Raw genomic sequence first — 20,771 nt, forward strand, 5'->3', positions numbered from 1 at the left:
AATGGTTATTTTCGATAAAAAACAAGATTTAAAAAGGCAATTAAGAGAAACAGGGAAATATATGATGCAATATGAGCTCGCCTGGGGGAATTCAGGGAATATCAGTGCCAAAACCGAGGAAAGTTCGTTTTTAATTACGGCGAGCGGAACGTATTTAGGAGATTTGGATTTAGAGGATTTTGCCGAATGTTCGATTGAAACAGGCCAAGGTATAGGCAGTGGCAGAAAACCTTCTAAGGAAATTCCGATGCATCTCGCTATCTATGAAACTCGTCCAGAGATTGGCGCTGTTTTGCATGCCTCGCCTTTATATAGCACATTGGTTGCATCTTCAAACATTGAAATTCCTTCGTCATGGTTTGTTGAAGGCATGTATTATTTGGAAAAGATTGAGAGGGTGCCTTATGCACACCCTGGTTCAAAGGAACTTGGTGAGCTTGTTCGGGAACAAGCGAAAAAGGCAAACATTCTTCTATTAGAAAATCATGGCGTTCTTGTTTACGATACTTCCTTAAAAGAAGCAAAAATGGCATTGCAAACATTAGAAATGGCATGTCGAATGCTAGTAATCTCGCAAAAAGCTGGTGTACACATTCAAGAACTTTCTGAGGAAAAGGTCCAAAGTTTTCTTGTGGATTCAGGATATAAGCCAAGAAGGAAGTGGGAACATTGATTGGAATCGTTGCGGATGATATTACCGGAGCAAATGATATTGGAATTATGTTTGCAAAGTCAGATTGGGAGACAGTAGTATTTCCTTATCCATTTCGCAATAAAATGGGAACGTTCCCACCAGATGTATTAATCATCGATACGAACTCACGTCTGGATCAAACTGAAGAGGCCTATGAGAAAGTATTTGCAAGTACCAAAAGTCTCCAGACTCTTGGTTGTGAACAATTTTTCAATAAGACCTGTTCTGTTTTTAGAGGAAATATTGGTGCGGAATTTGATGCAATGCTCGATGCGCTTGAAAGCGAATTTGCGGTGATTGTTCTTGGGTTTCCTAAAAACGGCCGAACGACGATACATGGGCAGCACTTTGTTCATGGAAAGAAATTAGCAGATTCTGAGTTTCGTCATGATCCTGTCCATCCGATGCATCGCTCGGATTTGGTTGGAATTTTACAAGCGCAGACAGAAAGAAAAGTGGAACTAGTTGATCATGAGATTGTTGAACAAGGCAGTGAAAAACTGAAACAAAAAATTAATTCAATGCGCTCCCATTGCCAGTACTTAATTATTGATGTCAAGGATCAGTCTTCGTTACAAGTCATTGCTAAAGCAATAAAGAATGAAAAAATTATTTGTGGTGCATCAGGGATTGCAGAAGAATTAGCCCTCGTCATGAACAAAGCTCAAAAAGGCACTGGTTCGATCTCCATCCCCAAATTGGAATCAGGGGTATTGTGTGCGGCCGGCAGCTTGATGCCGCAAACCTTTCATCAAGTAGAAGAAATGAAACAGCGCGGACTTCCTGTTTTTGAAATGAAATCACCGATTCTTTTTTCGGATCAAAAGGATGCCCATTTAGAGGAACTTATTACGAATCTTGTCACGCGGTTAAATGATGGCAAGGATGTTCTTGTTCACTCCTCTAATATTCAAGAGATAGTCCAAGAAACAAAACAACTAGGTACAAGTTTGGGTTATACCAATACTTCCGTTTCAAGAATGGTATCTGAAAGCTTAGCGTTTGTAGTAGATGAGACATTAAAAAGAACAAAAGTTAACCGATTGTTATTAGCGGGAGGAGAAACATCTGCTTCTGTTTGCAGCCGGCTCGGCGTCGAGGGATTGACTGTATGGAGAGAAATTGAACCAGGTCTTCCTTCATGTATTACGTTAGATCCTCCAACGCGGATGCTCGTACTGAAGTCAGGAAGCTTTGGAAGTAAGGATTTCTTTGCTAAGGCAATAAAGCACCTGAAAGAAAATTAAACTAACCATTTAATAGGGGATGTAGCAATGAATGCCAATTTAATGAATGCTAACTTAGAAAAGCTATTTAGAAAGTATCCGGAATTAGTAGAATGCCAAACAAGTATAGAGGAAGCATTCGAAGTGATTAAACAGGCTTATCAGTCAGGAAGAAAGCTGTTATTAGCAGGTAACGGCGGCAGTGCGGCTGATTGTGAGCATGTTGTTGGTGAATTAATGAAGGGCTTTATGTCAAAACGTCCATTATCACAAGAGATGAAAGATAAACTAGCTTCTTTTTCAGGTGGCGATTACTACCTGGGAGAAAATTTACAAGGGGCTCTCCCTGCAATCTCATTGGTAAGTCACTCAGCACTCATGACTGCATTCGCCAATGATGTTGCCCCAGATATGGTTTTTGCCCAACAAGTGTACGGATATGGTAAAGCAGGTGATGTATTTATCGGCTTTAGTACCTCGGGTAACTCCAAAAATATAAATCATGCGGTAAAGGTTGCCAAAGCCCTTGGGTTAGTAACCATTGGATTCACTGGAAAAGGCGGTGGAGAATTGAAAACGTTATGCGATGTAACCATTTCAGTACCCTTTGATTCCACACCTGATATACAAGAAAGACATCTCCCGATTTACCATACCCTTTGTATTTTATTAGAGGAGGCGTTTTTTGGATGATTCCCGTTTTAGCCGGTTTAGATATTGGCGGTACAAAATGTGCCGTTGTATTAGGAGTGGAAGATGAAAAAGGAATTAAGGTAGTGGCAAAGCAAAGCTTTCCTACTCCGGGGACACCTGACTCAGCCCTTTTAACAATGATGGATGAGTTAGAAAAGTTATTGCAGGAACAAAATGAAATGGAACTGAAAGCCATAGGAATCAGCTGTGGAGGCCCGCTTGATAGTAAAAAGGGTTTGATATTGTCGCCCCCAAATCTACCAAACTGGGATCGGGTTGATGTGGTTTCACTATTAAAAGAACGTTTTCAAGTTCCCGTTTCTCTCCAAAATGATGCCAATGCCTGTGCATTGGCTGAATGGAAATGGGGAGCAGGAAAAGGCACGAACAACATGATTTTTCTAACGTTCGGTACAGGAATGGGTGCAGGTTTTATTTTGGATGGTCGTTTATATACAGGAACAAATGATTTCGCTGGCGAGGTCGGGCATATTCGTTTAGAGGATGATGGTCCGATTGGATTCGGAAAGGCAGGCTCATTTGAAGGCTTCTGCAGTGGCGGCGGAATCGCCCGCTTGGCACAGATGAAGGCAAAAGAGTGGTTAAATCAGGGAAGAGTGACCTCTGTTTGTTCTAATCAAGATGAAATTGCAGCAATTACAGCAAAAACAGTTGGTGAAGCGGCTCAAGCAGGCGATCTGTTTGCCACTGAGATCTACCGCATTGTTGGACAAAAATTAGGTCGAGGTCTGGCTTTATTAGTGGATATGCTAAATCCAGAAAGAATTATCATTGGAAGCATTTATTTGCGCCAGGAAGCATTGTTGAAGCCAATTGTCATGGAAGAACTTCGAAAGGAAGCACTTTCTTATTCTCTCGATGTTTGTACTGTGGTTCCTTCTGGCTTAGGAGAAAGTGTAGGTGACCTGGCAGCGCTTTCTGTTGCCAAATATGGACTAGAAATCAACGGTTAAGTTCTTTAACAAAAAATGAACAAAAGGAGTTATACGATGTTTCAATTCCAGCAAAATCATAACGAGCTGCAATGCCGTTTGAATAATAAAACCTTTCTTTCCGAGATTCAAGTGTCTATTAATCTGGAAAATCAATCCCTTCAAAATTTAGAATTGAAAACAAGTGAAGAGAGCGCAGGAGAAGACCATCTGGGTTTTTATACTGAATATCGTTCTTCCTATAGCGATAATGATGATACAGTATTCACGAAATTACGATTCCGATGCTACGCTTCATCTATTACTGCATTTGTGGATGCAGATGTTAAAAATGAAGAATTGTTTAAAAAACAAGTATTTTTTTCACCACAGCGTGCCATCAACATAACGATTAACAACCTAATGGAAGATTATGAGATTATGGCAAACTATCAACATAAAGAGTGGTGGACGCGGCCATTCTTTACAGATAATATTCAAGAAATCCCAGAACGGACCCAATCGTTATTACTTAGAACTGAAAAAGAATACTATCATTTGCTGCCAGTTTGTGATGAAGTAGTACGGACAGATTTAAGCGGTACAAAAGATGGATTGCAAATCTCGATCTCACCATTTCATGGCGGCTATAATCATATATCCACATTTGCTTTTATTTTAGGAACGGGAAATAATCCTTACTCTTTAGTGAATGAAAATGTTAAGAAAGCCATCACGCTTTGTGGACAAAGCATCATGTCAAGAGAAGAAAAAAAGTATCCTGAGATTCTGGATTACTTAGGCTGGTGCAGTTGGGATGCCTTTTATCATGAGGTTAATGAAGAAGGAATCCTAACCAAGGCTGAGGAACTAAAACAAAAAAAACTTCCTGTTAAATGGATGATGATTGATGATGGCTGGTCCGAAGTGGAAAATAGAAAGCTTTACTCCTTTGATGCAGACCAGGAGAAATTTCCTCAGGGGTTGGCCAATACCGTTTCATCCCTTAAAAATGACTTTGGTGTCAATTGGGTAGGAGTTTGGCATACCCTTGCAGGTTATTGGGAGGGAATTTCACCGAATGGACCGTTGGCTAAGTCATTAGATAAACATTTATTTACAGCCAAAAACGGCAGTTTAATACCATCACCCAAAGCGGAAGATGGATTTGGTTTTTGGCATGCTTGGCACTCGAAATTAAAGAAAGATGGCATCGACTTTGTAAAAGTCGACAGTCAAAGTGCTATTTCAAACTTTACAGTGAATAACCAATCTGTTGGCGAAGCAGCAAGCGGGGCCCATACAGCACTCGAAGCCTCCTGTTCCTTACATTTTGATAATACAGTCATTAACTGTATGGGAATGGCTGAGGAAAATATATGGCATCGTCCATACTCAGCCGTTTCTCGCAATAGTGATGACTTTGTGCCGCAAGAAGAGCGCGGATTCAAAGAACATGCCTTGCAAAATGCCTATAATTCCCTATACCATGGTGCGTTTTATTGGGGCGATTGGGATATGTATTGGACGAAAAACCATGATGATCTGCAAAATATGATCTTACGAGTAGTCAGCGGCGGGCCTATTTATTTTAGCGATGCGGTTGATCAAACCAATCCAGACATGGTTTGGCCGTTAATTTATAAGGATGGAAAAATCATTCGTTGTGAACAACCTGGAGTACCAACCGAAGATTGCCTCTTTATTGATCCAACTCAAGCCAAAAAGCCATTAAAGATTTGGAACCAATGCAAGGGTGCAGGAGTTATAGCCGCATTTAATATTAATGAAGGAACTGGATCAATTCAAGGATCGATTGGTCCAAATGACGTACCAAATTTAGTGGGAGAATCGTTCATCATTTTTGACGTATTCACGAAGAAACATGTGGTTGTAAGCAAAGATGAACGAATGAATATTAAAATCGAGGAAAACGGGACCTCCCTTTATTTAATTATTCCAGTTGAAAAGCCATTTACACCTATCGGTCTTTTAAATAAACTCATTTGCAATGATGGGATTGTAAAGGTTTGGAACCTGGATAAAGAACTGAAAGTAACCTTAAGAGAAGGTGGAGTTTTTGCTTTCTTGTCGAAAGAAACACCAGTTAAAGCAACGGTTAATGGTGAATTGGTCTTAATACACCAAGATTCTGCAAACGAGCAGCTGTTTACCATTGATTGCCAGGACGTTGAGGGTGAAGTGTTCCTTGAAATAAAAAAAGGACACTAATGTAAAGGGGGCTGTCATTTTGACTAATCATCGATTGCCTGCACAAGAAATCCCGATTTTGGCGGAAGTCGATGTCGTCATTATCGGTGGAAGCTTTGCAGGTTTATCAAGTGCCCTGCAATTGGCCAAACAGGGTAAACGGGTTATGGTGGTTGAATCAAGGACTTATTTAGGAAGTGAATTAACCGCTGCCCTCCGTCCTTGGATAACGATGCCACATACAACCATGCCAATACCTAGAATATTGGAGGCTTGTGTAAAAGCTTGTGGAAGAACAATTAGCAATAGAGATTCTCAATCGATCGTCTTTCACGTCGATCGATTGAAATTACAGTTGGAAGAGGAATTGTTGGGTGCGGGAATCCATTTATTGTATGCCTCGCTCCCAATTGGGATCACGAATCTTGCTGACAATTACAATGGGTTGATAATAGCCAATAAATCAGGACGACAATTAATTCGATGCCAAGGAATTGTTGATGCGAGTGAAACGGCTATTACTACTTTTTTTAACGATGAAGTATGGACATCATCAGAGAAGAGCAAAACGGGTTACTTTAAGCGAGTATTAGAGTTTACCAATGTCCAAGAAATAGATGAAATAGAATTTACGGTTCCGTCCGGATTAGGGATAAAACACAACAAGATTCACCTCTACAGCGGCTATCACGGAAATGGACATTTCTATGTAGAATATGAAATGTTGTTACCTGCGGACAACAGTTTAGAAGCCAATCAACAGCGGGAATTAGCCGCTCAAAAAGCAGGAATGTCTCTAGCTGAATATCTGGTTCAGCACATACCGGCTTTCAATAAAGCCTTGTTATGTGCAAGTTCATATGAATTAAAAGGCCCGTTTCAAGAAATGGAAGAGTATCCCAAAACGCAACGACCGCTGAATCTTGATCAATTATCGGTAAATTACCCAAATACATGGTGTTTTTATCAAGATCTTTATAAGCATGGGAATACGGATTGGCTAGACCCTGCCAAAGCAGCTGCATTAGGTGAACAAGTTGCAGAATTACTGAATGATCTTACTTTCAAAAAGGAGAATTCAGGACAGACAAAAGCCCAGGTTTCTATTCAAGATGACAGTTTTGAAATGAAAATCCCTGTTGAATTATTAGATCGTCATGTTAACCAGCAGTTTGTTCCGGAACAGGAAATGTACTTATGTAAAACAGCAGGTGTGCTAGTGGCAGGAGGAGGCTCTAGCGGGGCATCAGCCGCGATTGTTTCCGCAGAAGAAGGTATCAATACCATCCTTGTTGACCTCAATCCGGGACTTGGCGGAACAGGTACTTTTGGGGGTGTGGACAGCTATTGGTTTGGTAAGCGCCATGGATATGCTGAGAGAATTACGAAACTTGTCCATGATGTCCAGCAACGAATTAAGTACAAAGGCCATAAGTGGAATATTGAGGCAAAGAAGTTTGCTCTGATCGAAATGGCTGATCGTTTAGGAATTGAATGGTTGTTTAACACCATCACGTTCGGGGCGATTACAAAAGGAACTAGGGTTTGCGGCAGCCTTGTGGCCACGAAATGGGGAGCTGGCACTGTATGGAGCGATTGTGTAATTGATGCTACTGGTGATGGCGATCTTGCCGCATTTGCGGGAGCTGAATTTGAATATGGCTCTGTCCGCGACCATGTCGTGATGTGGTATTCACTTGCTCAATACAAAGAGCCAGGTAAATTACAAAATAACTTCACGAGTATGGTGAATGTGTCGGATGTTCAAGACTATACAAGAGCAATCCTTGCTGGGAGAAGAAGATGGAGTGCTGACGTTGATGGCTGCCATGACCACGGCATTTATGTAGCTCCGCGTGAAAGTCGTCACATCATTGGTGATGTTGTCATGAACATGAGCGATCAATTGTTGCATCGAAGCTGGACGGATTGTATTAACATCCATTTTAGCAACCATGATATGAAGGGAATTAGTGAGGCTGACTGGTTAAATGCCGGCTTAATCCCGCCAAACCTTGAAATTGAAATTCCGTATCGAATGCTTCTCCCAAAAGGACTGGACGGAATATTAGTGGTTGGCAAGGCGGTCTCGGCAACGCACGATGCCCTCCCAGCAATTCGCATGCAATCAGATTTGGAAAACTTAGGAGGTATTGCTGCACTTGCCGCAGCGATGGCTGTGAAAGAAAAGCAGTATCCTAGAAAGATAGATTACCGGCTTTTACAAGAAAGAATTATAAAAGAGGGCTTAATGCCTGAAAGTATTTTAACGAGAAAATTAGAGGCTATTCAATATACAGATGAAGAACTAAAGAGATTGGTTGATTCAATTGAGATAGAGCCACTGTACGAATACTCTCATATGCGTATGAATGAAATCTATCAGCAGCAGATTCCATTTGTTGAAATTTGTACGGCGGGAGAGAGAATCATTCCGTTTCTGGAACAGGCATATGAGGACGCGGATGGAATTCGTAAGGTCCGGCTTGCACAAGCATTAGCCATGTATGGGTCAAACTCAGGCGTTCCGACTTTAATCTTTGAACTAATGACCATGCTGCAAGGAGAACAACTGCCGAAACGGACGGCGGATATTTTGTATGTAACGATGCCGCCTGACCACGGAGCGATGTCAGATGCCTGTTATTTACTTTACTCCTTAGGACTTACCAGAGATAAACGCAGTATTAAAGTTTGGCAGCGGGTTGCTGATTTACTGCAACCAACAGAAGAAGATTTTAAAGATAAGTTGTGGGGAATTTTTTATTATATCCATGCAATATGTGTTGGGGCTGAAAGATTAGGTGATGTGGATGCCATTCCAATGTTAGAGCAATTACTGCGCATCCCATCTGTCAACAATCAACAGTGCTATGCTGGCCATCAAGCCGACTTCTTCCTTGAGAGACGGGCCCTTCTGGAACTAGCCATTGGAAGAGCTTTGGCACGTTGCGGAAGTGCCAAAGGGTATGAAATATTAGTCAATTATCTCGACGATGTCCGTTCCTTGCTTAGTAAGCAGGCACATACAGAATTAAAGCGCTTAAGTGCGAGTAACCTTTCTAAGGATAAAAGGATTTGGAGCGAGTGGCTTGAGCGTGAAAAAGCTAGGTTGAAACCGCAGCCATATATAGTACATACAGATATTGGTGTCGACAACGAAAAGATTCTAAGAAAAATAACTTTTGAAAGGGGTTAACAATCGTGTCAATTATTACATTCCCTAAAGATTTCCGCTTTGGGGTTTCTACGGCTGCCTATCAAATAGAAGGGGCATATAACGAAGACGGCAGAGGAATGTCGATCTGGGATACATTTAGTCGGATTCCAGGAAAAGTCAGAAACGGAGATAATGGCGATATCGCTTGTGACAGTTACCATCGCATCGATGAAGATATCGCCTTATTAAAAGAATTAGGTGTCAATACATACCGCTTCTCAATTGCCTGGCCAAGAATTTTTCCTAATGGAAGAGGAGAAGTAAATCAAAAGGGTCTGGATCACTATCATACATTTGTTGATAAATTGTTAGAAAATGGAATTGAACCTCTGTGCACCATTTATCATTGGGACCTGCCGCAAGCACTTCAAGATGAAGGCGGATGGAAGAATCGCCAAACGATTGAGGCATTTGTGGAGTACTCAGATTTATTGTTCCATGAGTTCTCTGGAAAAATTAAATCATGGTTAACGATTAATGAGCCATGGTGTGTTTCATTCTTAGGATATTTCATTGGAGAACAAGCACCAGGAGAAAAGAATCTCCAATCAGCTCTTGATGTAGCACATCATTTATTACTAGCCCATGGAAAAACGGTTAAGCGTTTTAAAGAGCTTGGAATTCCTGGAGAGATCGGTTTTGCGCCAAACGTTACTTGGTACGAACCATTTAGTGATCGCCCAGAAGATATCGAGGCTTGCAAGCGAATCTCTGCCTGGTTTACGGAATGGTTTTTTGATCCGGTGTTTAAAGGCAGTTATCCACAAATATTAGTTGATTGGTTTGCAGCAAAAGGGGCAAAAGTAAACATCGAAGAAGGCGATATGGAACTCATTAATCAGCCTATCGATATCCTAGGAATCAATTATTATACGGGAACCGTCTCTAGATATAAAGAAGGTCAGGGAACATTTGATTGTGAACACATTGATATTGGATTTGATCACACGGATATTGATTTCACCATCTATCCTGAAGGCTTTTATAAAGTGTTAATGGATATTAAAAATAAATATGGTGATGTCCCTATCTACATTACTGAAAATGGTGCAACGTATAATCAGGACCCAATAGATGGACGCGTACGAGATGATAAACGGATTAAATACCTGAAACAGCACCTAACACAAATTAGTCGTGCCCTTAACTCAGGGGTTAATTTAAAGGGCTATTGTATTTGGTCATTGATGGATAATTATGAATGGTCATACGGCTATAGCATGCGTTTCGGTCTTGTTCATGTGGACTACCAAACATTAAACAGAACAAAGAAAGATAGCTATTATTGGTACAGTAAATTGAATCAAAATTATTGGTTTGAGGTGTAGGCCCCTATGAAACTACACTTTTACGGCGATATCCAAGGACTTGAAGAAGGATTATCAATTATTTGTCATGAGCTTAAGATTGAACAAAGTGAACAAGGATTTCCTATTCATGTGAAACAAATAGCTGGTTCGTTAAAGGTCAACTGCAATCCGGAACGCGGGGAGATTTTCTTTGAGGAGAAGATTCACTTTTTTCGTGCAGTAGGATTATGGATACAGGAGTTTAAGGAAAATAAGACGTTTCAGGTAATGGAAGAACCTCAATTTAAAACCAATGGTGTGATGGTCGATGTTTCCCGTAATGGGGTAATGACTGTAGAAGGAATTCAAAATCTTCTGCGAAAAATGGCATTAATGGGTCTAAATGTCGTGATGGTGTATACAGAGGATACATTTACAGTTGAAGAATATCCTTATTTCGGGTATATGCGTGGCCGGTATAGTGAGCAGGAATTGCGGGCATGTGATGATTATGCCCACCAGTTTGGAATAGAAATGGTCCCTTGTATCCAAACACTTGCCCATTTAACCGAGGCACTGAAATGGAATTATGCAGCAAACATAAAAGATACGGCCGATATTTTATTGGTTGGTAAGGAAGAAACCTATGAATTTATTGAAAACTTATTAAAGGCTGCATCCAAGCCATTTCGAAGCAATCGAATTCATATTGGTATGGATGAAGCCCACCAGCTGGGCCTAGGAAAATATCTGGAACAGAATGGCTACCAAAAACGTTTCTCCATCATGAATGAACACTTGCATAAGGTTGTCGCACTTGCTGAAAAGTTATCTTTAACACCAATGATATGGAGCGATATGTATTTTAGACTTGGCTCGAAAAATGGTAATTACTACGATCTAAATGCCCACATACCAGAGGATGTCATTGATTCCATGCCTAAGGATGTTCAAATGGTGTATTGGGATTATTACCATACGGACGAGGAATTTTATCGAACATTTTTACAAAAACATAAAGAATTTGGCTCTGAGCCCATCTTTGCCGGCGGAGTTTGGACGTGGAATGGAATGGCTCCGAACTATGGAAAAACAATGGCAACTACAAATGCTGCATTGGAGGCATGTAAAAAAGAGGGTATCACTGAGGTATTCGCGACCATGTGGGGAGATAATGGTGCGGAAACACATCCATTCACAGGATTGGCCGGACTACAGCTATTTGCTGAACACGGATATGGAAGAGAAGTAGATCACAAGAAATTAGCCAAACGGTTTTCATTTTGTACCGGTGGAGATTGGGACGACTTCATTGCCCTAAATGAATTTGATGAAACCCCTGGTGTTTCGAAAGATAACCTTCATGAATCACATCCATCTAAATTTTTGTTATGGCAGGATGTTCTACTCGGTTTATATGATGAAAATATCCGCAGTCTGCCGTTAGGACAGCATTATTTAAACTTAGCGTCTCGTATGGAAGAAGCGAAAGAACGGAATAAAAATTGGTCAGAGATGTTTTCTTTTTATTCCCAATTGGCCCGAGTACTAAGTGTAAAAGCAGAATTTGGCATCCATTTAAAAGCTGCTTACGACCGGCGGGATAAACAGGAGTTAACGCAATTAAAGGACCAGCTTCCATTATTAAGAAGCATGGTGGATGAGCTCCGTAAACTGCACCGCTCTTTATGGTTTTCATCTTTAAAGCCTTTCGGCTGGGAAGTAATCGATATTCGATACGGCGGGATTTTGTCCCGATTAGATACAGTCGAATATCGGCTGCATTCGTGGCTCAATGGAAGCATCAGTAGCATTGAGGAATTAGCAGAAGAGCGTTTGTTCTTTGACGCACCATGGAAAATGCCTGAAGGTGCATTAGGTAGAAATACGTACCATCGAATTGTAACAGCAGGAGGATTCTCTGTATAAACAGTCGCAATTAGAAATTGAATGGAGGGATTCATGTGATTATTGGGTTTCAAACGGCAAATTATTTTGCCCGGGCAATGAATTACCAGACTACTATGGAAAATTGGGGAGAAGCCGAACGGAAAGTAATTGAGACTTTTAGTTTAGAAGAATTTGACCGTATATGCAGGGATATTCAAAGTGCAGGATTCCGGGATATCGAACTATGGATGGGGCATGCCTTTCCTAAATTTATGACTCCATATTTTGCAGAGGAATTACAGAAAATTTGGAAGAGTTATGGATTAAGTGTCTATTCTTATTCATGTTCGCTAGGTGATCCAGTTCGATATCCTCGATGGACCCGTCTTTGTTTCGAAACCGCCAAGATGCTTGGAATAGAGTTAATTACCAGCGGGATTACCAAAGAATCAGCTCCCGTCATTTATAGCCTTTGTAATGAATATGGAATCAAGGTTGGCGTTGAAAACCATCCCGAAAAGCACCCTGATCAGATAAAGGCAGCGATTGGGGATTATGGTGACTTACTTGGTGCAACAGTTGATACAGGCTGGTATGGGACACAGGGCTTTTCCGCAGCTGAAGCAATCTGGAAATTAAAGGATTATTTACTGAATGTTCATCTTAAAGATGTCAGGGAGATCGGGGAGCATAACCCTGTTGCGCTCGGAACAGGAATTGCTGGAATTGCAGAGTGTGTAAAAGCTTTGAGAGAAATCGGATATGATCGGACAGTATCAATTGAACAAGAAGCAGTTAAGCATGATCCAACCGATGACTGCGCGAAAGCTCTTGTATGGGTGAAGAGTTTACTTAATGAAGACTAATCCTAGTTCCAATATTTTTAATATCAGTAAGGAGGAATGCAATCATGGTACGAATTGCAGTGGTCGGCACAGGCTGGCAAGGCCAAGGGCATTTAAGCACGATGAAGAATATGCCGGAAATTGAAGTGGTTGGTGTTTGTGAATTAAATAAAGAAACACTTCTAAAAGCAGTTAATAAATTTGCTGTGAAGGGCTATACCAGTTATGTGGACATGCTGGAAGAAAGCAAGCCTGAAGGAGTAGTAATCTGTACTCCGCCAGAGGTCCGGGAATTTCTTGTTCGTGAAGCCGCGGAGCGGGGAATCCACTGTTTTATTGAAAAGCCGCCTGCAAAAAGTCTTGAAATGGCACAAAAGGTGGAAGATATTTTAGCGCGAACCGGTGTCATTAATAGTGTGGGGTTTATGTACAGGTACAGCCCTGCTGTCGCCTATTTAAAAGAGCTGATTAAAGGCAGAAGGATTGCCCTGGTTCGCAGTGCCATGCTTGATGGGTTAGCGCTTCGTCCAAATTGGCCGCGCTGGTTCTTTAATAAAGAAATATCGGGAGGCCCTGTATTTGACCAGGCCATTCATATTTTTGATCTGTCGCGCTACCTGCTTGGAGAAGTGGAGCGAGTAACAGGTTATCAAGACAATCTCGTTGTGCCAAAAGGCGAAGACTTTACTGTTGAAGATAGTTTTAATCTATCAATGAAATACCAGAATGGAATCTTGCAGAATCATACACATACTTGGTCCTATCCAGATGTCTTTACACAAATTGAATTCATCTCGGACCAACTCCATTTAGTACTGGACCTTGTCAATGGAAGTGTAACCGGAAAGGTAGAAGGAGAGCCTATTTCCTTTCAATCGGATGAAAATGCACTATACCAGCGGGAGTTAGCGGCATTTGCAAAGGCGATAGAAGAAAAGAATCCTTCCTTTGTTCTCTCTACTTATAAAGATAGTATTCAATCTCTTGATGTTGCCTTAAAAGCAAGTGATGCCCTCGAGTTAAGTACAAAAAACTTAGTTAAATAGTTTAGTATAACCAGGGGTGTCACTCGCAAGATAAAGGCACCCTGGGTTTCCATGATCATTAAGTCTTTTTAAGGAGAGCGTTTTTATGCGTAGAACACTGTTATTTATAATGGAGTGGCTGTGGAGACTATTATTTCTGAACGCTATTTGGCTATTATTTTCACTCCCTATTGTTACTATTATTCCTGCCACAGCAGCAATGTTTGGAGTAATGGACAGATTGGTTAGAGAGGATCAAGATGAGCCGGACTTTAAGGTCTTTTTTCGAGAGTTCAAAAGGTTATTCCTTAAAAGCTATCCACTTGGACTTTCCATAGTGATTATTGGCGGGCTGCTATTTGTTGATCTTTTAATCCTAAGAAACGCAATTTCTGATATGACAGAAATTATTCGAGTTGCCGTATTAGCATTTACCTTGTTATTCCTAATTGCTGTTTCGTATAGTTTTCCTGTATTTCTTCGCTATGAATATCCATGGTATAAGACTCTATTTTTTTCTTTCATGCTGGGAGTACGAAAGCCTGTTATCACTTTTCTCATGTCGTGTGGTTTTTTGTTGATTCTATTACTGTTGTTGTTTGTTACTGGCATTGGAGTATTATTAATAGCAAGTTTAACGGCACTAATTAGTACTGTTTCAGCACACTATATCATAAATAGACTGCCAAAAATAACCTTAAAAGAGGCTGATGAAAACTTATAAAAAATATAAATAGAATATTCAAAAATGATTGACTTGTAAACGCATTCATATAATAATAGGGATAAGTCCACAAAACCTCACAAAAACAGTAACAAATTCCACAATAACAGTCATAATCTTTAAATAATTCTATGAAAAAACACGGAAGGAGAGAAAGTTTACAAAATCTAGTTGAACAGAAATGTGAGGTTGCGACCAATTAAAAAATTTTCAAGGGGGATTTTGAATGAAGACAGTAAGAAAAACATTAATGACGCTGTTAATTCTAGCCATGAGCTTTTCTTTAATCCTAACTGGCTGTTCAAGCAAAGAATCCGGTGCAAATGAAAGTGGAAGTAAATCTAAGAATGGCGAAAAAGTAGTAATTGATTTTTGGACTTTTTGGGGATCTGAAACCCGCCGTCCAATTATTGAAAAAATTATTGATGATTTTAATAAATCTCAGGATAAAATCGAAGTCAAACATACATATCTGCCATGGGGAGATGTTTGGACTAAGAACTTAGCATCCATTGCTGCCGGAAATCCTGCAGACCTAATCATAAATGATATCAATGCAGTAGGCCACCGTGCGAAAAACAATCAAAATACAAATCTAGCAAAATATTTAAAGAAGGACCCAGCAGTTAAAGATCGTTTCTTCCCAGAACTTTATAATGCAAGTCTATATAAAGGGGATCCATATGCATTGCCATTTAACACAGATACACGTCTACTATTCTGGAATAAAAAAATGTTTAAAGAAGCAGGTCTTGATCCAAATACACCACCAAAAACATGGGCAGAGTTAGAAGAAATGGGTAAAAAGCTTGATGTGAAAAAAGGCAATAAATATGAAAGAATCGGTTACTTGCCAAATCAGGGAATCGGAGCAGATGTCTGGATGATCAATGCAGACGGAAAAGGTTACTGGGACTTTGATGCAAATAAAGCAGTTATCAATGATGAAACTAATGTAAAAGCGTTAACTTGGATGAAAAATTACTATGATTATTACGGTGATAAAACAATTAATAACTTTAAAGCTGAATTTGGTGAGCAAACAGCAGATCCATTTGTTGCTGGTAAATTGGCTATGACTACTGATAATGCAAATTTCTTCACAAAAATAAGAGATTATGGTGAAGGTATGGAATTTGGCGTGGCGCCACTGCCTGAAATGGAACCAGGAACAGGTAATGAAAGCTGGGGCGGTGGATTTGTCGCCGAGATTCCTAAGGGAGCGAAACATCCTGATGAAGCTTGGGAATTCCTGAAGTATTTAACGGATGTTCAGGCACAAGAATACTGGGCGGTTAAAAACTTTGATATTGTTGCAAACAAAGAAGCAGCAGAAAAAGCTTCTACCAGTACAGAATTTACAGAGGATGGCAAGAAGGTATATTCATTAGCGAATGAAAATATGAAACAAACCTTGCTAACGCCAACACCAATCGAAGCACCAGATTATATCAATTTAATCCAGCCAGAGATTGAGTCCGTTCTATTAGGGAAAAAATCACCGAAAGAAGGATTGGATGATGCACAAAAAGCGGTAGAAGAGCTGGTTAAGAATAACAAATAGTTTTAAGCAGTATTTCAGGGAGTGACATCAATTCGCTCCCTGATTGCTTAAACTGGGAAGAAGGGATGATTCAAATGGAACCAAAGATTTTAGGAAAATCAGATATAAAAAGGAATAGTAAACACTCAAAGACAATGGTTTCATTACAGCGAAAGGAAGGTCTCCAAGGATACCTTTTTATTGCTCCATGGATAATTGGTTTTCTATTTTTCCTTGCAGGACCACTACTATTTTCCCTCTATGGTAGTTTTACCAATTATAATATCACCTCAAGTATGGATTTCATCGGGCTGGATAATTTTAAAAAGATGTTTACAAATGACCCGATAATTTGGCTTTCACTGCGAAATACCCTCTATTTTGTCGTCGTTTCTGTACCGTTAACAACAGCTGGTGCTGTTCTGCTCGCTGTTCTTTTAAATCAAGGTGTTCGGGGAATGAGAGTATTTCGAACGATTTTCTATTTGCCGGCGGTTTTATCTGGTGTGGGTGTCTATTTACTTTGGATGCAATTACTGAGTCCTTCCACAGGATTGGTTAATACATTGCTTGGTTTTGTTGGAATTGAAGGACCGGCATGGCTGACGGATCCATCTTGGACAAAGAACGCATTAATCTTTATGAAAATGTGGAGTGTCGGCGGCGGTATGCTATTGTACCTGGCAAGTCTACAAGGTGTTTCACCTTCTCTGTATGAAGCAGCAGAGATTGATGGGGCAAGTACATTTAGGAAGTTTTTTCATATTACCCTGCCTATGATTACACCAGTTATCTTTTTCGATCTTGTAACTAGTACAATTGGAGCGTTCCAAATTTTCCAAGAAGCTTATGTAATGAGTGAAAGTGGAGATGGCGGGCCGGCAAATTCATTAGTTTTTTATAATTTACATATGTGGAACAAAGCGTTTGAAGTTTTCGATATGGGTTACGCGATGGCGATGTCGTGGGTTTTATTTATCATCATCCTCGTGTTAACGGTATTCAACCTAAAGCTTGCCCCACGCTGGGTACATTATGAAGGGGAGGATCAAAAATGAGCGAAGTGGTCCAAAAGAGGAGCGGAACACAAATGAGTGAAGTCGTCCAAGAAAAAGATAACTATTTTAAAAGTTTACGATTCAAGAAAAAAGTAGGTCAAGGCATTATCTTAACCATCCTCATTCTTGGAAGCTTGTTAATATTATCGCCAATCTGGTGGATGTTCGCCACATCTTTAAAAGATATGAAAGAAATTATGACATACCCGCCAACCTTTATCCCAAAAGAGTGGCACTGGGAAAACTATGGTATTGCCTTAGAAAAGGGATCCTTTTTTAGATACACTTGGAACACTTTATTTATTACAAGTTTCGTTGTACTAGGGAATGTTCTCGCCAATTCGTTCATCGCTTATGGATTTGCCAAAATTCAGTTTAAAGGACGAAACTTTTTGTTTGCAGTAGTGCTGGCAACGATGATGATTCCTGGTTTCGTTACGTTAATTCCTCAATATGTGCTTTATGCCAAATTGGGTTGGCTAAATACCTATATTCCATTAATTCTCCCGGCTTTCTTTGGAAGTGCCTTCTTTATCTTCTTACTTCGTCAATTCTTTTTGACGATACCAAATGAATTAATTGAAGCAGCCAAAATAGATGGGGCTAATCATCTTTATATCTGGTGGAAAATCATCATTCCGCTTGCCAAACCAGCCATTGCTACGGTTGCAATTTTTTCCTTTAACGGCGCATGGAATGATTTTCTTGGACCATTATTATTCTTAAATGATGAATCAATGTATACTTTGCAGCTTGGCTTGCAAGTGTTTAAAGGACAAAATGACACCCAATGGAACTTTTTGATGGCTGGATCAATCATGGTTTTATTACCGGTTATCCTGCTGTTCTTCTTCTTCCAACGTTACTTTATCGAGGGAATGAATTTAACAGCTGGGTCTAAAGGATAAAGGTGTACAAGGAAAAAGTGGAAGGAATTGTTTAGACAATGGGATTGCTTGGTATTGATATTGGGACAACACATTGTAAGGCGGGTTTTTTTCAAGAAAATGGATCAATCCTAAAAATTGCTGTTCGTCCAACTATTACTCACTATAACCAACAAGGTGAACCGTTTTTCTCTCCATCAGAAATTTGGAGAAATATTGCAAGCTGTCTAAAGGAGATTTTATCCGGCTGTGAGGAAAAGGTTTCGGCTATCGGTATAACTAGTATGGCCGAAACTGGTCTACTGTTGGACAGGAGAACTGGAAGACCAAGAACGAATTTCATTCCATGGTTCAGCCGCTGTGCGGAAACCGAAGCAGAGGAAATATCAAAAGAGGATCGACCCTTTGATCGCTTTCAAAAAACAGGTCTTCATAATAGCTACAAGTACGGGCTGGCAAAAATATTACAATTGAAAAAACAGGATAAGGATATTTTGGAAGAGGCAGTCTGGCTTTCGGCATCAGATTATATTGCCTACTTGCTAACCGGGAATCTTGCGACAGATTATACCCTGGCTGCAAGGACCTATGCGTTCCGGATTGACCAACTAACATGGGACCAACCGTGGATAAAGCACTTTGGGTTACCGGAACAATTATTTCCAGAAGCAATGCCAAGTGGAAAACTAATGGGTCTGACCCAATCAAAAGTGTGTGACCATCTAGGACTTTCTCCGGGAATTCCTGTTGCTATTGCAGGTCATGACCACCTTGTTGCTGCCATTGCCGTTGGTGCTGTCAATCCAGGTAATGTATTTAATTCAATTGGAACCGCCGAGACAATGGTAGGTGCGTTTGAGAAAAGGCAGCTTACAGATATAGAATACGCTTCAGGTATGACCTTCGGCTGTCATATCGTCCGGAACCGCCTCTTTTGGATGGGAGGAATTTCAGCCTCCGGAGGTTCGATTGAATGGTTCAGGGAACAATTCGCAGATCAAAAAATGACCTACGAAGAAATTATGATCCTCTCTTCTAATGTAAAAGCAGGACCGTCACGTATCTTATATTATCCATACTTGTCCGGAAGCGGCTCACCGCAGCCAGACACATACGCAAGAGGGGCTTTCATTGGTCTCAAGACATCTCATCAACGGAGAGATCTTTTGAAAGCAATGATGGAGGGGACAGCGTATGAATTGGAATCAATTCGCAGATCTGCTGAGAGGATTTCTGGATATCGGATAAACCGAATGACTTCAGTTGGCGGAGGGACGAAAAATAAATACTGGATGCAAATAAAAGCAGACATCACCAATTGCCAGTTAACTATCCCAGAAATTAATGAAGCAACCATGCTTGGCGCTGCTATAACAGCAGGAATTGGCATCGGGGTTTATAAGAGCGAGGAAGAGGCGGTTTCGGCAGTCCGCTATACGCACAGCAAGGAAATAGTGCCAAATCAGGAATTCCATCAGGAATATAAACACTTATATGAAGAAGGGTATATGGGGCTGCAGGAACAACTACGGAATTTTTATCGCCGTTTTCCATCGTCCCTAACAAATGAATGAGTAATTAGATAAATAGAGGAGCTTATGATGATGACTAATAAAACAGATTTAATCAATGTATTGACGTTAAAAGAAGCCCTGGAGGAAGCAGAAAAAAAGGGCTATGCGATTGGCTCTTTCTCTCCACGGTATACTCCTATGATCCGCCCTGTTTTAAGGGCGGGTGAAAAAACAAAATCACCGTTAATTGTCCAAATTTCACAAAAAGAATTAGAACGGTATGGCATTACTCCGTTCGAATTCGCAGAAGAATTTTACCGAGCAGTCGAAGAAGAGAGTATTACAGTTCCGGTCGTTCTTCACCTTGACCATACAAAGCAAATCTCTGTTCTTGAAGATGCGATTGAGGCTGGGTTTACTTCCGTGATGATTGACGCTTCGGAGCACGAGTTAGCCGAAAATATCTCCATCAGCAAAAAGGTTGTGGACTATGCCCATGCGAAAGGTGTTTCCGTAGAGGCTGAGTTAGGAAAAATCGGAACAACTGATTTTGTGGAAACTGACAAGGATGAGGAGCTCTACACCGATCCAGCTGAGGCTTTGCAGTTTGTAAATGAAACTGGCTGTGATGCATTGGCGGTTTCATGCGGTACGGCCCATGGTGTCTATCTTGTTAGACAGCCAAAGGTAGACCTTGAGAGACTAAAAGCCATTCGGAAATTAACACCGGTTCATTTAGTTCTTCATGGTGGATCAGGTGTACCTGCTGAGATGATTATTGCAGCTACGAAGCTTCCAAATGGCGGTGTTAGTAAAGTGAATATTGCAACAGATTTGGAGATTTCCCTTCTAAAATCGCTAGGAAAAGAAGAACGGATGACAAACGAGGAATGCAAATCACTATCAAACGAGCAGTTAGAAATGGCGCAAAAAGCCGTTGAGGCAACAGTAATTGAAAAAATTCAGCATTTTCTGGGCAGTTCAAATCAGGCAGAAAACTTTCAGGGTTAATAAAAGGAG

Annotated in this window: 16 protein-coding genes; all 16 read left to right on the forward strand. The window is 40.5% G+C overall.

The annotated features are described in order from the left end of the window. The first annotated feature begins 1 nt into the window (after position 1). The 16 genes from COJ96_RS10320 (at position 2) to COJ96_RS10395 (ending at position 20,762) form a co-directional block, all read left to right on the forward strand. Positions 2-673, forward strand: coding sequence for a class II aldolase/adducin family protein (locus COJ96_RS10320; protein WP_098572858.1), 672 nt, complete (start codon positions 2-4; stop codon positions 671-673). Next, positions 670-1,941, forward strand: coding sequence for a four-carbon acid sugar kinase family protein (locus COJ96_RS10325; RefSeq protein ID WP_180230048.1), 1,272 nt, complete (start codon positions 670-672; stop codon positions 1,939-1,941). Before COJ96_RS10320 ends, COJ96_RS10325 begins: the two co-directional genes overlap by 4 nt. A gap of 27 nt (positions 1,942-1,968) precedes the next feature. Beyond that, positions 1,969-2,613 (forward strand): D-sedoheptulose-7-phosphate isomerase, encoded by a 645-nt coding sequence (locus COJ96_RS10330; RefSeq protein ID WP_251457732.1) that lies wholly within the window; start codon positions 1,969-1,971, stop codon positions 2,611-2,613. Continuing rightward, a complete protein-coding gene (locus tag COJ96_RS10335; RefSeq protein WP_257148482.1) occupies positions 2,610-3,587 on the forward strand; it encodes an ROK family protein in 978 nt (325 codons plus the stop codon). The genes COJ96_RS10330 and COJ96_RS10335 overlap by 4 nt, the downstream gene beginning before the upstream one ends. Before the next feature lie 36 nt (positions 3,588-3,623). Further along, positions 3,624-5,777 carry a Sip1-related alpha-galactosidase gene (locus COJ96_RS10340; protein WP_180230049.1) on the forward strand — a complete coding sequence of 718 codons (2,154 nt, stop codon included), beginning with the start codon at positions 3,624-3,626 and terminating at the stop codon, positions 5,775-5,777. 19 nt (positions 5,778-5,796) lie between these two features. Beyond that, positions 5,797-8,955: an FAD-dependent oxidoreductase gene (locus tag COJ96_RS10345; RefSeq protein ID WP_098572861.1), complete on the forward strand. Its 3,159-nt coding sequence runs from the start codon at positions 5,797-5,799 to the stop codon at positions 8,953-8,955. A gap of 5 nt (positions 8,956-8,960) precedes the next feature. After that, positions 8,961-10,304, forward strand: a complete 1,344-nt coding sequence (locus COJ96_RS10350) for a GH1 family beta-glucosidase (RefSeq protein ID WP_098572862.1) — start codon at positions 8,961-8,963, stop codon at positions 10,302-10,304. 6 nt (positions 10,305-10,310) lie between these two features. Then, positions 10,311-12,194, forward strand: coding sequence for a beta-N-acetylhexosaminidase (locus COJ96_RS10355; RefSeq protein WP_098572863.1), 1,884 nt, complete (start codon positions 10,311-10,313; stop codon positions 12,192-12,194). 35 nt (positions 12,195-12,229) lie between these two features. Beyond that, complete coding sequence (locus COJ96_RS10360; RefSeq protein ID WP_142332982.1) at positions 12,230-13,021, forward strand: sugar phosphate isomerase/epimerase family protein; 792 nt, start codon at positions 12,230-12,232, stop codon at positions 13,019-13,021. Between the two features lie 44 nt (positions 13,022-13,065). Continuing rightward, positions 13,066-14,046: a Gfo/Idh/MocA family protein gene (locus COJ96_RS10365; RefSeq protein WP_098572865.1), complete on the forward strand. Its 981-nt coding sequence runs from the start codon at positions 13,066-13,068 to the stop codon at positions 14,044-14,046. 85 nt (positions 14,047-14,131) lie between these two features. Beyond that, positions 14,132-14,749, forward strand: a complete 618-nt coding sequence (locus COJ96_RS10370) for a YesL family protein (protein WP_098572866.1) — start codon at positions 14,132-14,134, stop codon at positions 14,747-14,749. A 226-nt stretch (positions 14,750-14,975) separates the two neighbouring features. Beyond that, the gene (locus COJ96_RS10375) at positions 14,976-16,313 is read left to right on the forward strand and encodes an ABC transporter substrate-binding protein (protein ID WP_098572867.1); all 1,338 of its coding nucleotides are present in this window, start codon (positions 14,976-14,978) and stop codon (positions 16,311-16,313) included. A 134-nt stretch (positions 16,314-16,447) separates the two neighbouring features. Beyond that, entirely contained in the window at positions 16,448-17,350 is a 903-nt protein-coding gene (locus tag COJ96_RS10380; RefSeq protein WP_180230056.1) for a carbohydrate ABC transporter permease, read from the forward strand. Then, positions 17,347-18,258 (forward strand): carbohydrate ABC transporter permease, encoded by a 912-nt coding sequence (locus COJ96_RS10385; RefSeq protein ID WP_306460586.1) that lies wholly within the window; start codon positions 17,347-17,349, stop codon positions 18,256-18,258. Before COJ96_RS10380 ends, COJ96_RS10385 begins: the two co-directional genes overlap by 4 nt. A 38-nt stretch (positions 18,259-18,296) precedes the next feature. Beyond that, positions 18,297-19,811 carry an FGGY-family carbohydrate kinase gene (locus COJ96_RS10390; protein WP_098572869.1) on the forward strand — a complete coding sequence of 505 codons (1,515 nt, stop codon included), beginning with the start codon at positions 18,297-18,299 and terminating at the stop codon, positions 19,809-19,811. Between the two features lie 30 nt (positions 19,812-19,841). Beyond that, positions 19,842-20,762 (forward strand): class II fructose-bisphosphate aldolase, encoded by a 921-nt coding sequence (locus COJ96_RS10395; protein ID WP_098572870.1) that lies wholly within the window; start codon positions 19,842-19,844, stop codon positions 20,760-20,762. Positions 20,763-20,771 lie beyond the last annotated feature (9 nt).

This window comes from Bacillus sp. AFS073361, assembly GCF_002567005.1.
In the GTDB taxonomy this organism is placed as follows: domain Bacteria; phylum Bacillota; class Bacilli; order Bacillales; family Cytobacillaceae; genus Neobacillus.

Coding starts and splice junctions, on each gene's coding strand:
- COJ96_RS10320 (WP_098572858.1), top strand. CDS start 2: ATGGTTATTTTCGATAAAAAACAAGATTTAAAAAGGCAATTAAGAGAA.
- COJ96_RS10330 (WP_251457732.1), top strand. CDS start 1,969: ATGAATGCCAATTTAATGAATGCTAACTTAGAAAAGCTATTTAGAAAG.
- COJ96_RS10335 (WP_257148482.1), top strand. CDS start 2,610: ATGATTCCCGTTTTAGCCGGTTTAGATATTGGCGGTACAAAATGTGCC.
- COJ96_RS10340 (WP_180230049.1), top strand. CDS start 3,624: ATGTTTCAATTCCAGCAAAATCATAACGAGCTGCAATGCCGTTTGAAT.
- COJ96_RS10355 (WP_098572863.1), top strand. CDS start 10,311: ATGAAACTACACTTTTACGGCGATATCCAAGGACTTGAAGAAGGATTA.
- COJ96_RS10365 (WP_098572865.1), top strand. CDS start 13,066: ATGGTACGAATTGCAGTGGTCGGCACAGGCTGGCAAGGCCAAGGGCAT.
- COJ96_RS10370 (WP_098572866.1), top strand. CDS start 14,132: ATGCGTAGAACACTGTTATTTATAATGGAGTGGCTGTGGAGACTATTA.
- COJ96_RS10375 (WP_098572867.1), top strand. CDS start 14,976: ATGAAGACAGTAAGAAAAACATTAATGACGCTGTTAATTCTAGCCATG.
- COJ96_RS10380 (WP_180230056.1), top strand. CDS start 16,448: ATGGTTTCATTACAGCGAAAGGAAGGTCTCCAAGGATACCTTTTTATT.
- COJ96_RS10385 (WP_306460586.1), top strand. CDS start 17,347: ATGAGCGAAGTGGTCCAAAAGAGGAGCGGAACACAAATGAGTGAAGTC.
- COJ96_RS10390 (WP_098572869.1), top strand. CDS start 18,297: ATGGGATTGCTTGGTATTGATATTGGGACAACACATTGTAAGGCGGGT.
- COJ96_RS10395 (WP_098572870.1), top strand. CDS start 19,842: ATGACTAATAAAACAGATTTAATCAATGTATTGACGTTAAAAGAAGCC.